We start from the raw sequence: 16,448 nt of genomic DNA on the forward strand, positions 1-16,448 counted from the left end.
AGTTGGATTTTAGCTGATGATTAGGATTTTCTTGGATGCGAAGCAAGCACCTCCTTTTCAAAAAGGTGCTTCGCAAAAGTTTTCCAGGTTAGCGGTTGTTGGCTAGCCGAAAATACTCATAATTTGCATTCTGTCATCATGACGATTTCTTCCAGGCATCGAACCTTTGTTGGTCCTTTGGAAAATATCGTTAATATCATCAATGGTGTCTTCAAGACGACAGTAATTATTTTCTTTGAGTGCTTGCATCATACTCGATGCGAAGTAATCAAATTCTGTGTGCCACAAATGCGGTGTATTCGGCTGCTTCATTCGCCGGTTGATTCGTCCGAGAATACCATAAAGCCTCGGCGCATCATGTGAACGACAGTACTCTTGAATGACTTCCTTCATCATATTGAATTGTGACGAAGTAATTTTGATGGCTTCTTGATGACCAAACTGGGGGTGCATGGTCTTCAGTATCGTTGGAATTTGCTGAACTGACATATTCAACTCCGTGTTAATTGCTCCCAAAACTGGCTATTGAGGAACTCAATACAGTTGTTTTCCCTAGTTCCAGACTACCATTTGACTATAGGTAAACCTTTCTACAATCACAACATTTATAATCAAACAGTCTCACCGAGGACCGTTAATAGCTTTAGTTGGTCTAACTTCTCATAACTAAACACCATTAAACATCTCGATTATAAATGAGTTGTGTAAACACCATTTACGAATCTTGTAAACCGTGTGTAATTAACCATTAGTCGAAAAGACCTTATTTCACAAGGGCTCTAGGTATATTTAATTTATACGTAGTTGGTTGAAATTCGATCAATATTGCCAAGAATGTAGCAAAAGCCGCTGATTTAAGGGGCTTATGCTACTGACGAAGAGAGTAAATCGCTTGATACTTTGGGAAAGTAACAATTTGTAAATCGTCGCTTTAATTAACCGGTGGCGACTTATAGCGTGTGGTTATTTGGGGCCATAGATTCCGGTAAATACGCTGCCGCTTTTGTCGATATATCCGCGATACATGCCTGGGGTGTTAAATGAAAACACAGGGTCGCCTTGTGGGGACATGCCGACAATTCCGCCATCTCCACCCATATTTTTGAGTTTGTCAAAAATCACTGCGTCTGCCGCCGCTTGGAGTGAAACACCCTGATAAAGTACTCTCGCACAAATATCGTGGGCGACTGCAGCGCGTATAAAATATTCTCCATGCCCGGTTGCTGAAATAGCGCATGCCTTATTGTCTGCATAAGTTCCTGCGCCGATGATCGGTGAGTCGCCAATTCGTCCGAATTTTTTATTGGTCATTCCACCAGTCGAAGTGCCTGCCGCGAGATTGCCATGCTTGTCCAGCGCCACCGCGCCAACGGTACCGTATTTAAAATTTGGGTTAGTTGGTGCTTCAATACGCGCATTTTTTTCTTTGGTAAGGAGGTTGTCAATCTGCTTTAAACGGCGAGGTGTGTGAAAGTACTCCGGAGCCACAAATTCTAGCTGCTGCTGTTTGGCAAAAGTTTCCGCGCCTTCGCCGCTCAGCATTACATGCTTTGATTCGGTCATAACTTTTGCGGCGAGTAAAATCGGGTTTTTTACTCGGGTAACGCCAGAAATCGCGCCAGCATTTAATGTTTTACCTTCCATGATCGATGCATCGAGCTCGTTGGTTTTGTGATGCGTAAATACCGCGCCTTTGCCCGCGTTAAACAAGGGAGAATTTTCGAGAACGATAATTGTCGCTTGAATTGCATCAATACTTGAGCCGCCTGATTCGAGGATTTGGTAACCTGCCCGCAGAGATTCCTCGAGTTTAGCGTGATACTGAGCCTCGATCTCTGGAGTAAGGTTTTTCTTTAATATTGTCCCTGCACCGCCGTGAATAGCGATTGCAATGGGGGAATCTTTGGCGAGCAAATGGGAATTCATGCCAAAAAATATGAGAGTAAAGAAGAGTAGAAATTTCATTATTTGAGTGCTTTTGGATGATTTTGAGCCCAAAATTAACGTCTGTGTGGTTGAAAATCAAACGATTTACATAAAGTTCTTGGACACACGTTGGTCGGAGCTGTTGTTGAATTGAAAATAATTGCTTTTTAAACTTGTCGGCTACCCTCAATCTATGGTTTTATGCTGTGTTTAGGGCGGTCGATGCACGGTTAATCAGTAAAATGGCTGCTAATTACAAAAATAAATCAGCGACACGCAGCTAAACAGCCGTAAATCGGTTTTTCTGAGGGTGTTACCTTTATAAAATCGAGCTTCTAACATCCTGTCTTAGCGCTGGCTCAGCAGTCAATCCCCCTGAGCGAGCATCGTCGCAGAAATGAAAAAATTAATATAACAACATAACGATTAATACAACAGGAAACAACATGGCAACTCAACGCGGTGGTTTTAGTACCAGACTTGGTTTTATATTGGCTGCGGCAGGCTCAGCCGTCGGTTTAGGAAATATCTGGAAGTTCCCTTTTGAAGTCGGTGAAGGAGGCGGTGCCGCATTCGTCGTAATGTATTTGGCGTTTTGCTTTATTCTTTGCTTTCCGGTAATGGTTGCGGAAATTTCGATTGGACGAAAAACACGGCGCAACGCAGTCGGCGCGTTTGAGGCTTTAGGTCATAAAAAGTGGTCAATCATCGGTTATATGGGACTGGCAAGCGGCGTATTAATCTTATCTTTTTACAACGTCGTCGCAGCGTGGGCATTCGGCTATTTTGTCGACATCGTGATGGGGACTTTCTCGGTTGGCCCAGAAGCATTTGGCGCATTTGTTGGTGATTGGGTGAAAGTTGGTGCTTACGGACTGTTATTTATGGGTTCTACAGCCTACGTCGTGTCTCATGGTATTGCTGGAGGTATTGAAAAAGCTGCACGCATTTTAATGCCGACATTATTTGTCATGATAGTTGCGCTTATTGTTTATTCATTAACTCTGCCTAATGCAATGAAAGGGTTAGAGTTTTATTTGGTTCCAGATTTTAGCGAAATTAACGGTAATGTTATTTACTCTGCGCTGGGACAAGCATTCTTTTCACTTTCATTGGGGATGGGAGCATTAATTACCTATGGTAGTTATTTATCTCGCGATTCCAATATCGTTAAATCAGCAGCCCAAATTACCTTAATGGATGTCGGTGTGGCATTCTTGGCTGGGTTTATGATCTTTCCATTTGTTTTTTCTCAAGGTATTCAGACTGATGGTGGACCCGGTCTTATCTTTATGACGCTACCGGGAGTTTTTGAGTCGTTAGGGTCGGTCCTTGGAATTGTCGTTGGTGCTTTCTTCTTCTTATTGCTTTCATTTGCTGCATTCACTTCGACGATTTCCTTGCTAGAAGTTCCGACAGCTTACATGGTAGATGAACATAAAGTTGAGCGCTCTAAAGCAACTTGGCTAATCGCTTTAGTCATTTTTATTGTCGGTATTCCGTCTTTGTTATCAAATGGAGCGGTTGAGGCTCTTACCAACTTTATTAAACTGCCAGGTAGCGAGGGTTATACCAACTTCATGGATTTTGTTGGTGTGATTGCGAACGATACGTTCTTACCGCTTGGTGGATTTTTAATCGCGATTTTCGTGGCTTATATCTGGCGTAAAGAAAACTTTGATGCTGAATTATCTGAGGGCGATGTTGAGATCAAGGGAAGCTGGTTGCAATCTTATGTGAATTTTGCGGTCAGTTATGTTTGTCCGGTGCTACTGTTCTTAATTTTTATGGTCACAGTGCTGGATAAATTCTTTGGCGTTCAAATTCTCACTATGTTGTTCGGTTAGGAATACATTTATTTAACTCGGAGAATCCTTTGAATATTAAATTGATTGTCGGCTTAACAGCGAGTTTATCGCTGTTAGGCTGTGAACAAAAAGTTGAAAAAAAGCCGATTGAGTTAGAGCCAGAAAAGCCCCTCTATCAATCAACTTACCAACCGTTACCTTCAGAAGAATTTGTAATTGTTAATGCAACGATTCTGGACGGTTCCGGTAAGCAATTTGATAATGCAACCTTGTGGGTGAAAGCGGGCAAGATTCAAGCGGTTGGTAACGATGTAAAAATACCAAGCGGTATCAAGTCGTATGATGGTAAAGGAAAATGGGTGACTCCGGGTTTAATTGATGTTCATTCACACTTGGGTGTATACCCATCACCCAGCCATGAAGCAAATGCAGATGGGAACGAAATGACAGGACCAAACACAGCAGGCGTTTGGGCTGAACATGCTGTGTGGACTCAAGATCCGGGGTTTGATTTAGCTTTGGCGGGTGGAGTGACTTCGCTACAAGTTTTACCAGGATCGGCCAACCTCTTTGGTGGACGGACCGTCACCTTAAAAAATGTTCCCTCGATTACCATGCAGGGAATGAAGTTTCCTGGCGCGCCTCATGGATTAAAAATGGCGTGTGGTGAAAACCCGAAGCGAGTATATGGTAGTAAGCGACAAAAGCCGATGACTCGGATGGGGAATGTTCTTGGTTATCGAAATGCTTGGATTAAAGCCGCGGAATACAAAAAGAAATGGGATGATTATTATCAAGCAGCTAAAGAGGGCGAAGAAAAAGATAAACCCAAAAAAGATCTTCAACTTGAAACCTTGGCTGAAGTTTTAAATGGCAATATCTTGATCCACAACCATTGCTATCGTGCCGAAGAAATGGCCATCATGATCGATATTGCCAATGAGTTTGATTACCAAATATCGACCTTCCATCATGCGGTAGAGTCATACAAGATTGCCGATTTGTTAGCAGAGAAAGATATCTGTTCTGCGATGTGGGCTGACTGGTGGGGATTCAAGCATGAGGCATATGATTCGGTCAGAGAAAATATCGCCATGGTTGATAAGGCCAATGCTTGCGCAATAGTTCACTCCGATTCAGCGATAGGTATTCAGCACTTAAATCAAGAGTCAGCAAAGGCCATGGCGGCCGGTAACAAGAGAGGTTTAAAGTTAACCGCAAAAGATGCCATTCGATGGACGACGAGTAATGCGGCCAAGTCTTTGGGTATTGAAGACAAGGTTGGAACCTTACAATCGAATATGATGGCTGATGTTGTCCTTTGGTCTCAGAATCCTTTTAGCGTTTATGCCAAAGCGGAGAAAGTTTTTATTGATGGTGCTTTAGTCTTTGATCGCGACAATAAAAGCGCCAACGCAGTGAGCGATTTTGATTTGGGGGTAACAGACCCTGCAGGAGAAAGATTATGAGGTTGATTAAATCAAGTCTTGCGTTAAGTTTGCTTGCTTCGTTATTCACTTTTCAGGCAAATGCCGAAAACTATCTAATTAAAAATGCGACAGTTCACACTGCGACTGCAAAAGGTACGCTGAAAAATGTCGATGTTTTGGTGCAAAATGGACGTATCGTTAAAGTAGGTCAAGAGCTGGCGGTGGCAGGCAAAGCTACCGTTGTGGATGGAACTGGCAAACATGTTACGCCTGGATTGATCAACGCAGCGACCAGAATGGGATTGGTCGAAATAAGTGCCGTCGCGAATACGGTAGATGCTTCGACGAAACTTGAGAATATGGGGGCGTCTTTTAATATTTCTCCCGCAATAAATTTTCGATCGACACTGATTCCACAAAATCGTATTAATGGTTTAACTCGGGCAATTGTTTTGCCGGGTAACGGCAAGTCGATTTTCGCCGGTCAGGGTGCAGCGATAAAACTAACGGATACGCTAGAAGGACTGCTCAGTGATAACGTTGCACAAGTTGCAGCTTATGGCGAGAGTGGTGCGGGTCAAGCTGGTGGTTCGCGCGCCTCAGCGATGAAGCAACTCGATCAAGCACTGTCCGATGCAGACTATTATCGTAAAAATCAAACGCGGTTTATGCCCGGTACAGACTTTAAACTTAGTCAGTCCACTAACGATTTAAAAGCCTTGTTTCCTGTTCTCGATAGAAAAACACCACTCGTTATTTCTGCACATCGCGCGGACGATATCCAACGGTTAATAGCCCTGGCTAACAAACACAATATTAAAATTGTAATTTCTGGTGGCGGCGAAGCTTGGCTGGTTGCCGATGACTTAGCGAAAGCAAAAGTGCCCGTTATTATGGACCCGATGCAAAATTTACCACGCTTTGAAAGTTTGGCAGTAAGACTCGATGGAGCGGCAAAGCTCTATCGTGCTGGAGTAAAACTTTTATTCACCGGGGGTGGCAGCCACAATGGCTATTTAGTGCGTCAATCAGCCGGAAATGCGGTCGCTTATGGCTTGCCTGCTGAAGCAGCCATCGAAGCGATGACGATTAACACAGCCGAGGTTTTTGGCATTACCAATTACGGTCAAATTCGAGTGGGGATGGATGCCGATATTGTGCTTTGGGATGGAGACCCTCTAGATGTGACTTCGAATCCAGACTTAGTCTTAATCCAAGGTAAAAACATTCCGTTAGTTTCAAGAGCGACACGTCTTCGTGATCGCTACTGGGAATTAAAAGGGAACCACGAACAAGCTTACCAATATTAAAAAATTAAAAACGATAAGGTCAGTCATTAATGAGTAATAACACCAAACCACCAAGTTTACTTGACGCACTAATACCAGTAAGTTCGCTAATTTTGATGTTGGCCACTTCGGTTTATCTGTATCAAGATAACTCTTCTTATGGTGCAAACCAAATAGCGCTGTTAATCTCAGCCGGTATCGCGTTAATAGTCGGATATAAAAATGGTTTTACCTGGAAAGAAATGGAGGCCGGAATTGTAAAAGGCATTTCCATGGCACTTGGTGCGATTTTAATTTTGTTGATGGTTGGCTCATTAATTGGTACATGGATTCTTGCGGGTACCGTGCCGACAATGATTTATTACGGATTACAAATACTTGATCCAAGTATTTTTTATGCGGCAGCCTGTGTTATTTGCGCGTTGGTCTCAATCAGCATTGGTAGCTCATGGACGACTGCCGGTACTATTGGTATCGCACTTATCGGTATCGCTGTTGGCTTAGGGCTTTCTCCGGCGATTACAGCGGGGGCAATAATTTCTGGTGCTTATTTTGGTGACAAAATGTCGCCTTTGTCTGATACGACTAATCTCGCGCCGGCAATAACAGGCACTGATTTATTTACGCATATCCGACATATGGCGTGGACTACCGGACCGAGTATTCTTATCGCCGTAATTTTATTTGCGATTGTCGGTTTAACAGAGTCAACCTCCACAAGTTCAGATAGTTTAGCCGCAACACTGACTGTTATTGAATCTAATTTTTCAGTGTCGCTCTTATCGCTAATTCCCTTGTTCGTGGTTTTGTTTTTGGCCTACAAGAAAATGCCGGCATTTCCAACGTTATTTGTGGGCGCGTTATTAGGCGGTTTATTTGCGGTCGTTTTTCAATCAGCCTCCACGGAAAAGTTTGCAGGGGACTCAAGGTTGCAGTGTGTCGCAGACAGCCAAGTGTTAGCAATCGATAAATGCTCGATAACGGATTTATCGATTGAAAATGGATTAGCGACAGGCGCGATATCAGTTGATTTAATGACTGTACCCAAAGATGCTCTGTCTGCTGAGATTAGCTTAGATTCCGGTATCGATGAAAAAGTGATTTCGGTTCAGCATAATGGTGAAACGATCGACGTTGAAGTGTATCGCCGCAGTTACATCGTGAATGCCATTGATTCTGTTTGGCGAGCAATGGCCAGCGGGTTTAGCGCAAGTACTGGGGATGAAAATGTTGACTCATTGTTATCGCGTGGTGGCATGGAAAGTATGCTTAATCCAACGGTCTGGTTAATTCTTTGTGCCATGGTATTTGGCGCAGTTCTAGAAACTGTCGGTTTGCTGCAACGATTGGTCACATCGGCTTTAACGCTCGTTAAGGGAACCGGCTCATTAGTGGTAACTGTTATCACCACCTGCATTGGGGTAAATATTATTGCAGCCGATCAATATATTTCCATTGTTTTACCGGGGCGAATGTATCGTGCTGAATTTAAACGTCGTCGGCTTCACCCTAAAAACCTTTCTCGCGTTTTAGAAGACTCAGCGACTATTACCTCGCCATTAATCCCATGGAATACCTGCGGAGCATTTATGGCGGGTACTTTAGGTGTGTCGACATTCGTGTATTTACCTTTCTGCTTTTTTAATTTAGTTAACCCGATTATTTCGATCATTTACGGCATTACAAACTTCAAAATTGAAAAAATGGATGATTCCGATTTAGATCCAGAGTCTGCGGTGGGAGAAAAAAGTGAAGCAACTATTCTCAATTAATGGTAACTCACAGAAACTTGATGGCGGCGCGATGTTTGGAAATGCGCCCAAGGCGATGTGGCAAAACTGGGTTGAGGTGGACGAGCTGAATCGAATTGACCTGACTTGTCGTGCGCTTCTCATCAAAGAAAAAGATCGGAACATATTGCTAGAAGTCGGGATCGGGGCTTTTTTTGAGCCTAAACTAAAAGAGCGTTTTGGTATCGTTGAGCCGCAACACGTGCTCCTAGAATCTCTCGCAGAGCATGGTTTGACTCACGAAGATATCGATGTCGTTGTGTTGTCACACCTTCATTTTGATCATGCAGGCGGACTATTGAGCGAGTGGCAGCAAGGGCAGGAACCGAGCCTTCTCTTTCCCAATGCAAAAATTGTGATTGGCAAACAAGCCTGGGATCGCGCTAATCAACCTCATTCAAGGGATCGAGCCTCATTTGTTCCTGCGCTGCAGGCTTTATTACAGGAAAGAGAGGAGGTGTACCTGGTAGAAGGCGAGACTCATGAAGTTTTAGGCCCTGACTACCGGTTCCATTTAAGCCATGGCCACACGCCAGGGATGATGCTCACTGAAATTGCAATGCCTTCGGGGCCCGTCGTGTTTTGTGCCGACCTTATTCCCGGCTCTGCATGGGTTCATTTGCCAATTACAATGGGCTACGACCGCTATCCAGAAAAATTGATTGATGAAAAAGCCGCTTTGTTGGCCGATTTGCTGGCTCGACATGGAAGGCTATTCTTTACCCACGATGCGAAAATTGCGCTGGGAACCTTAGCTAAGAATGAAAAAAACAAATTTTATGTAGAAAATGGGCAAGAAAAGCTTAAGGCATACAGTGATTAATTGGTTTATCTAACTGAAAAATAAGGAAAAAATAATTTATTTGGTTTTTTTTAATAATATCCTGAACTAATCCATATTCGGTGAGTCATAGATTATAGAGAATGTAACTCCCCTTCGGTTGTTAGTTAGGCAATCGGATGAACTTAAAGAACGACCCCATCGAACTTTAAGTCAGAATCTCCGATAAAGTTGAGCCATCTATTTTAGATGGCTTTTTTTTTGCTCTTCATTCATCTTTATAACGATTTTTGACAAATTTTTGGTCAAGAATACCAACCATTTGCCGCTGAACTGCGTCCAACACAAGATAAAGCGCTATATGTTACGTGGCACAAGAATTGCTGACTAAGGTAACTCAATCGCATTAAGTTTTAATGAAACTAACAAAACCAAAAGGAAAAGCTCATGCTAGATTCTAAAAAATTGATCCTTGCATCCATGACGGGACTCGTTTTAAGCGGCTGTATAACTGTTCGTGCCGATAGTATTAACTATGAAGCTACTGAAACGCTGAAGCTGGAGGCAAGTGATTTAGAGCGTCTAGATATCGAGGCAAGTGCCGGGTTTTTAAAAGTCGAGGGTGAAGCAGGGCGCACAGATATTGAGGTCACAGCTGTAATTGTTGTCGACCAAGAGTATTACAAATTGAGTCTTGAACGAAGTGGTAACCGCGCGATTTTGGTCGCCGATGCTAACACCAAGAATTGGTCGAGTTGGGCGGGAGATAGTCCGCGTATCGATCTGACTGTTAAAACACCTGATAATTTACAATTAGATATTGATGATGGGTCGGGGTTTATTAAAATTACTGACATCAAAGAATCGGTTTGGATAAAAGATGGTTCTGGCGATATCGAAGCAAGTAATCTGGCTGGAGACGTCGAACTCAAAGACGGTTCGGGTAGTGTGGAATTGACTAATATCGGTGGTAGCTTACGAATAGACGATGGCTCTGGCGATCTGGATATCAGCCAAGTCGGCGCCGATACAGAAATAGATGATGGTTCGGGCGAAATTAACCTTAAAGATGTCTCGGGGAAAGTGAGCATTGAAGATGGTTCTGGTGATCTTACGGTGATTAATGCTGTGGGTCATGTGACTATTGACGATGGGTCCGGCGATATTCGGGTTAAGCAACTAGAGAATGGGCTCACCGTGCTAGAGTCTGGTTCTGGCGGATTATCGATAAAAGATGTCAAAGGCGATATTTCGACGGATTAATCATCGTTATCTCGATTTTTGTTTATAAAAAACAATAACTTAATTCATTTAAATTGCCGTTTATTGCTTATCACAGTAAACGGCAATTTGCTTTCCGATTCGGGAAATTAAGCAACTATCATGGCAGATTTAATATTTCGGCTTATAATTAATCAGAATAAATAATTTTTCAGTGCAGACAAGAACTTATTAGCGCACTAAGTAGGCCCAAAACGCTGAACATTATACTAGACTTCCTATGGAATAATTGGGTTGAACAATCAAACAAAAGGAATTGGCTGAGTGATGCAAAACGAGCGGTAAATGACTAAGCGGTCTCAAAAAAGTTATCTGAGTGTACGCGATCGTCTTCTAGTGAGACTGTTGCCAGTGACTTTTATCGCCATTATCGTACTTTTTGGTATTTTCAAATTTATAGACTTTCAAACTTCGTTGAGCAAGTTAAAAGTCAAACAACAAAATCTTGCCAGTAGTCAAAGTCATGTTTTGAGCGATGCGATTTGGAAATGGAATGAATCGCAGATCGACAATATTCTTAAAGGCTTCGAGGTATTTCCTGAGTTTCAACATGCGTCGGTGGTCGATGAAGAAGGTGTGCTGATTGCCGAAATTGGCGCCAGTAAACCTGAATCTTCTAGCTTGATAAAAGTAGAACAGCCTATCTTCGTGTTGCGTAACAATGAGCAATTAAAGATTGGTGAGTTATTGCTGGAGTTTCACACAGACCAGTTAGAACAGGAAATACTTAACGATATCTTACAAACGGCCGTGCAAATTGTTTTGGTATTACTGGTAATCACTTGGGGAGTAACAATCGGCTTTAAATATTCGGTGGGTGACCCATTGAATAAACTGCTTGCCTCTATCAATAAAATGAAAAGCTCTCGCTCACCGCACCCTGCAGAAAAAGTAAACAACGACGAATTAGGCACTGTAGTCAGTGCATATAACCAAATGCTTTTCTATCAAAATGAAATTAAAGAATCGCTCAACTACGAGCGAGAGTCTTTAGAACAGAGGGTTCAACAGCGAACCAAGCAGCTCGCGATAGAAAAAAGAAAAGCAGAAGAAGCAAGCGAAGCGAAATCGAAATTCTTAGCGATGATGAGTCACGAGATTCGAACGCCAATGAATGGCGTAATAGGCATGACAAATTTATTGTTAGAGAGCCCGCTTAACCATGAGCAACGCGAGTACGCTGAAACTGCGAAAACTTCCTCAGAGGCGTTGCTTACCATCATCGATGATATTCTTGATTTTTCGAAAGTTGAAGCTGGCAAAATGGTGCTGGTTAATAGTCCGTTTAATTTAAAAGACACTTGCGAACGGCTGTTGAAAATGATGACGCCGATGGCACAGGAGAAAAATATTGATTTATTATTTTTCTTTGATGAACAAAAGGACTATCGAGTTAATGCCGATGAAGGGCGGATTAGTCAGGTTATTTTGAACCTACTGAGTAATGCACTTAAATTTACCGAGAAAGGCGAGATAAGATTAAATCTAAATTGTAGTGTTGTTGACGGGGTAGATAACTTTCGGGTTGAAATAAAAGATACAGGGATCGGGTTTTCGAAAGATGTAGAGCAAAAACTGTTTTCTCCATTCAAACAAGCAAGTCGCCAAACGGCTATCAATTATGGCGGTACCGGGTTAGGCTTGGCGATCAGTAAACGCCTAGTTAACCTGATGAAGGGAAGTATCGGCTGTGAGAGTGAGCCAGGTTGTGGTAGCAGTTTTTGGTTTTCACTGCCGATGAAAAAAAGCTCATCGCTGCCGAATCGTTCCAATTCATTGCCACTGAAAGGAATAAAAGTGTTAATTACCGATTCACAGATTAATAGTGCCCGCTTTTGTTCCAATTGGCTCACTCAAGACGGTGCTGTTTGCGAACTAGTTACCTCTCAGGAGCAGCTAGTGACCTATCTCGAGGAGCCGAGTCAAAATGATGTATTGATCATTGAGGATGTATTGCTTGATGCACTGGATATCACTGCAACCAGAAAGTTTTTGAGGCAATTTAACTATAAAGTACTCATTTCTTCGGAACATCAATATTCGCAACAAGAAGTTGATAACCTTGGAATCGATTTATCGCTTAAAAGACCGTTGATTAGCTCTGATATTAAAAACAAGATTGTGACAGCTCTCGATTTAAGTGTTACCAATAATCATAGTTCTGCGGTTGAAGGGATAGGTGAAAATCAGCGCGCAGATGGACAGCCCGCTGAAAAATCGATAGATGACTCGCCCATCAAGTTATTAGTTGCAGAGGATAATATTATTAATCAAAAGGTTGTCGAAGGCATTCTCAAAAAAATCGATGCAGAGGTCACGCTTGTCGACAACGGCCAGAAAGCAGTTGATGCGCTGAGTCATACATCTTTCGACGTTGTATTAATGGACATGCAGATGCCAGAACTCGATGGTATTGAGGCGACTCAGAAGATAAGAGACAGTGGACTGTCGCTTAATGATATTCCAATTATTGCATTAACAGCTAACGCGATGAAAGAGGATCACGAAAGGTGCATCGATGCGGGGATGAATGATTACCTAACTAAACCAGTTAAAGCTGATACTTTGATCGAAAAAGTTAAATACTGGGCGCATCAATCATCTTCTCAGTCGGAGTCGTCTGGGGAGACTTAATTTTTAAAATACGTTTCTTTTTATCCCTGTCGCCGCTAATATTTTTGCCGAAAGCTCTTCAACCGAGCGACTTGTTGTATTGATGAAAGGGATTTTTTCTCTTCGATATAACGATTCGACTTCTCTCAATTCGTATTGACACTGTTTTAATGAGGCGTATCGAGAATTAGCACGTCTTTCCGTTCTAATTTCGTGAAGCCTTGCAGCGTTTATCGTGAGTCCAAAGATTTTGTTTTTAAACTTTTTTAGCTCGGGAGGCAGACGCAGCTTTTCCATATCATCCTCGGTAAACGGGTAGTTAGCTGCTTTGACACCAAATTGCATTGCCATATAAAGCGATGTCGGCGTTTTTCCGCATCGCGATACACCGACCAAAATGACGTCTGCACTTGCATAATGGCGCGTTGTTACGCCGTCGTCATTGTTTAACGCAAAGTTAACCGCCTCAATCCGATGATCGTAAGCTTGCTCATTGCTCAAAGAATGGGTTTTACCCACTCGGAAACTTGAAGATTCACCGAGCTCAGTTTCGAGAGGACCGATAAAGGTATGAAAAAAATCGAGTACTAAAGCGCCACTGGATTGAATTTTCGCGCGTATTTCGGGTGTGACGATAGTGTCAAAAACGATCGGTCTTAGCTGAGTCTCTTCTTCTGCTTTGCTGATCATTCGACAGGCTTCCTCCGCTTTTTCGACAGTGTCGATAAAGGGAATGGTCAATTCCTCAAAATCAACCGCTTCGAACTGGGATAAGAGAGATTGGCCGAACATTTCGGCAGTTATACCCGTTCGATCTGAGATAAAAAACACCTTCCGTTTCATATTTTGGCGCCTTGCAGTAGAATAACGACTTTTCTAATAGCCGAATTTAAACATGCTGGAAGAATATCGGCAAATTTAGCGACATTTTTAAGGCTTTGGCGCGACAACCAAAGCCGAAAAGAATACAAAACCCAAATCAGGAGTAAATAGCTGTGCAAGAACATGTGCTTTGGTACGACGGTCTAGGAATGAACGATGTTGATCGAGTCGGAGGGAAGAATGCTTCTCTTGGCGAAATGATCAGCAATCTAAGCAACATGGGGGTGAGTGTCCCAAATGGATTTGCGACAACGGCGTCAACTTTTAGAGATTTCATGGCGCAAAGTGGTCTACATGACAAAATCCAAGCCGAACTCGCAGAACTTGATGTCGATGATGTCGAAAAACTAGCCGAAGTTGGCAAGAAAATCCGCCAGTGGGTTATTGATACACCATTCCAACCCGAGTTAGAGGCAGAAATCGAAAAGGCTTACTTAACCTTGAAGGGTGATGCGAATGATGAGTTTGCGGTTGCCGTTCGCTCATCAGCGACCGCGGAAGATTTACCCGATGCTTCTTTCGCTGGTCAACAAGAGACCTTTCTGAATGTGAGAGGCTGGGAAAACGTCAAATTGGCCCTTAAAGAAGTATTTGCTTCATTATTTAATGACCGTGCCATTTCTTATCGGGTTCATCAAGGCTTTGAGCATGCTGAAGTCGCTTTGAGTGCCGGGGTTCAAAAGATGGTCCGCAGTGATATTGCCGCATCCGGGGTTATGTTTACGATTGATACTGAGTCAGGATTCGACGATGTTGTGTTTATTACCGGGGCTTATGGTCTAGGGGAAACTGTTGTTCAAGGAGCGGTAAACCCCGATGAATTTTATGTTCATAAACCCACGCTTAACGCCGGGAACCCGGCAATTGTCAGAAAGACACTCGGTGGCAAAGCAATAAAAATGATATATACCGATGACGATGCCCACGGTAAATCAGTAGAAACTGTCGAAGTCGATATGCAGCAGCGACAACAATTTTGTATTTCGTCGGACGAAGTGGCTGAGTTAGCCAAGCAAGCAATGATTATCGAAAAACATTACCAAAGACCGATGGATATAGAGTGGGCTAAAGATGGCGCTGATGGACAGTTGTATATCGTTCAAGCTCGCCCAGAGACGGTGCGTAGTCGTGATGATAGTAGAGTCATCGAGAGGTATGTGCTTGCTGAGACTTCCACAGTGGTCGCAGAGGGCCGTGCTATCGGTCAAAAAATCGGTAAAGGCACGGCAAAAGTGATTTCTGATTTATCAGAGATGGCGCAAGTTAAAGAAGGTGATGTTTTGGTCACTGATATGACAGATCCTGACTGGGAGCCGATCATGAAGCGTGCTTCTGCGATTGTCACCAATCGTGGTGGACGAACTTGTCATGCGGCGATCATTGCTCGAGAGTTAGGCATTCCGGCAGTCGTAGGCTGCGGTGATGCGACGAGCAAAATTGGTCAAGGACAGGCAGTAACTGTATCTTGCTCGGAAGGTGATACCGGCAATATTTATGATGGTTTATTGGAATTCTCTGTCAATAACAGTGAAATCAGTGATATGCCAGAATTACCATTCAAAATAATGATGAACGTGGGTAATCCTGACCGTGCTTTCGACTTTGCGCGTTTACCCCATTTTGGAATCGGCCTGGCTAGATTAGAGTTTATTATTAATCGAATGATAGGCGTGCATCCGAGAGCATTGTTAGAGTTTGATCAACTCGAAGATGACGATCTTAAAGCAACAATCTCTGAATATATGGCTGGATATAGTGATCCGGTTAGCTTTTATGTTGATAAATTGGCAGAAGGGATCTCAACCTTGGGCGCAGCTTTTTCTCCTGAGAAAGTTATTGTCAGAATGTCAGACTTTAAATCGAATGAATACGCTAACCTCGTTGGCGGCCATTTGTATGAGCCCGAGGAAGAAAATCCGATGCTTGGGTTTAGAGGTGCCTCGCGTTACATATCAGAGGAATTTGAAGCTTGTTTTGAACTCGAATGTCGCGCGATTAAGCATGTCAGAGAAACAATGGGGCTGACTAACGTTGAGGTGATGATCCCATTTGTACGAACCGTTGACGAAGCAGCGCAAGTTATCAAACTTCTCGCGAAAAATGGTCTTGTGCGCGGAGAAAACGGCTTAAGAGTTATCATGATGTGTGAGTTACCGTCTAACGCGTTGTTGGCAGATGAGTTCCTTGAACATTTTGATGGCTTTTCAATCGGTTCAAATGACCTCACTCAGTTGACACTCGGGCTAGATCGCGACTCTGGCATAATCTCCCACCTTTTTGATGAACGTAATGAGGCCGTTAAGAAGTTATTGAGCATGGCGATACAAGCCTGTCGTAAAGCGAATAAATACATCGGAATTTGTGGTCAGGGTCCTTCAGATCATCCCGATTTGGCCAAATGGTTGATGGAGGAGGGGATAGATTCGGTCTCTCTTAATCCTGATTCAGTCTTGGAAACGTGGTTATTTTTGGCAAATAAAACTGCGGAATAATGGTTTAATCGATGAAATAACCAAAAGGGGCGGTTTTTCCGCCCCTTTTTTATGAATATCTCGATAGTTTAATTCTTGAGCTATACTAAAACTTGATAAAAACTAACTCTTCATGGCTTTGAATTGAGATTGGGGACAGGTTTATCAAGGCTTCGG

11 protein-coding genes are annotated in these 16,448 nt (G+C 43.0%); 8 read left to right on the forward strand and 3 right to left on the reverse strand.

Features of this window, described 5'->3' with window-relative positions:
• Positions 1–102: 102 nt before the first annotated feature.
• Both FLL45_RS09930 and FLL45_RS09935 read right to left on the reverse strand, forming a co-directional pair.
• Positions 103–489 (reverse strand): hypothetical protein, encoded by a 387-nt coding sequence (locus tag FLL45_RS09930; protein WP_142941861.1) that lies wholly within the window; start codon positions 487–489, stop codon positions 103–105.
• A 474-nt stretch (positions 490–963) separates the two neighbouring features.
• A complete protein-coding gene (locus FLL45_RS09935; protein ID WP_142941862.1) occupies positions 964–1,965 on the reverse strand; it encodes an isoaspartyl peptidase/L-asparaginase family protein in 1,002 nt (333 codons plus the stop codon).
• A 407-nt stretch (positions 1,966–2,372) separates the two neighbouring features.
• Between FLL45_RS09935 and FLL45_RS09940 the strand changes: the two genes are divergently transcribed.
• The 7 genes from FLL45_RS09940 to FLL45_RS09970 all read left to right on the forward strand — a co-directional run bounded on the left by FLL45_RS09940 (position 2,373) and on the right by FLL45_RS09970 (position 12,939).
• Positions 2,373–3,773 carry a sodium-dependent transporter gene (locus FLL45_RS09940; protein ID WP_142941863.1) on the forward strand — a complete coding sequence of 467 codons (1,401 nt, stop codon included), beginning with the start codon at positions 2,373–2,375 and terminating at the stop codon, positions 3,771–3,773.
• Between the two features lie 29 nt (positions 3,774–3,802).
• A complete protein-coding gene (locus FLL45_RS09945; RefSeq protein WP_142941864.1) occupies positions 3,803–5,203 on the forward strand; it encodes an amidohydrolase in 1,401 nt (466 codons plus the stop codon).
• Complete coding sequence (locus FLL45_RS09950; protein ID WP_142941865.1) at positions 5,200–6,474, forward strand: amidohydrolase family protein; 1,275 nt, start codon at positions 5,200–5,202, stop codon at positions 6,472–6,474. The genes FLL45_RS09945 and FLL45_RS09950 overlap by 4 nt, the downstream gene beginning before the upstream one ends.
• 29 nt (positions 6,475–6,503) lie before the next feature.
• The gene (locus tag FLL45_RS23005; protein WP_246075805.1) at positions 6,504–8,225 is read left to right on the forward strand and encodes a Na+/H+ antiporter NhaC family protein; all 1,722 of its coding nucleotides are present in this window, start codon (positions 6,504–6,506) and stop codon (positions 8,223–8,225) included.
• Entirely contained in the window at positions 8,203–9,066 is an 864-nt protein-coding gene (locus tag FLL45_RS09960) for an MBL fold metallo-hydrolase (protein WP_142941866.1), read from the forward strand. The genes FLL45_RS23005 and FLL45_RS09960 overlap by 23 nt, the downstream gene beginning before the upstream one ends.
• Before the next feature lie 405 nt (positions 9,067–9,471).
• On the forward strand, positions 9,472–10,287 hold the full coding sequence (locus FLL45_RS09965) for a DUF4097 family beta strand repeat-containing protein (RefSeq protein WP_142941867.1): 816 nt from the start codon (positions 9,472–9,474) through the stop codon (positions 10,285–10,287).
• A 303-nt stretch (positions 10,288–10,590) separates the two neighbouring features.
• Positions 10,591–12,939, forward strand: coding sequence for a response regulator (locus FLL45_RS09970; RefSeq protein WP_142941868.1), 2,349 nt, complete (start codon positions 10,591–10,593; stop codon positions 12,937–12,939).
• Between the two features lie 3 nt (positions 12,940–12,942).
• Here the strand turns inward: FLL45_RS09970 and ppsR are convergent, their stop codons facing one another.
• The gene (gene ppsR, locus FLL45_RS09975; protein ID WP_142941869.1) at positions 12,943–13,761 is read right to left on the reverse strand and encodes a posphoenolpyruvate synthetase regulatory kinase/phosphorylase PpsR; all 819 of its coding nucleotides are present in this window, start codon (positions 13,759–13,761) and stop codon (positions 12,943–12,945) included.
• A 152-nt stretch (positions 13,762–13,913) separates the two neighbouring features.
• Between ppsR and ppsA the strand changes: the two genes are divergently transcribed.
• The gene (ppsA, locus tag FLL45_RS09980; protein ID WP_142941870.1) at positions 13,914–16,292 is read left to right on the forward strand and encodes a phosphoenolpyruvate synthase; all 2,379 of its coding nucleotides are present in this window, start codon (positions 13,914–13,916) and stop codon (positions 16,290–16,292) included.
• Positions 16,293–16,448: the final 156 nt, after the last annotated feature.

This window comes from Aliikangiella marina (assembly GCF_007004765.1).
GTDB lineage: Bacteria > Pseudomonadota > Gammaproteobacteria > Enterobacterales > Kangiellaceae > Aliikangiella > Aliikangiella marina.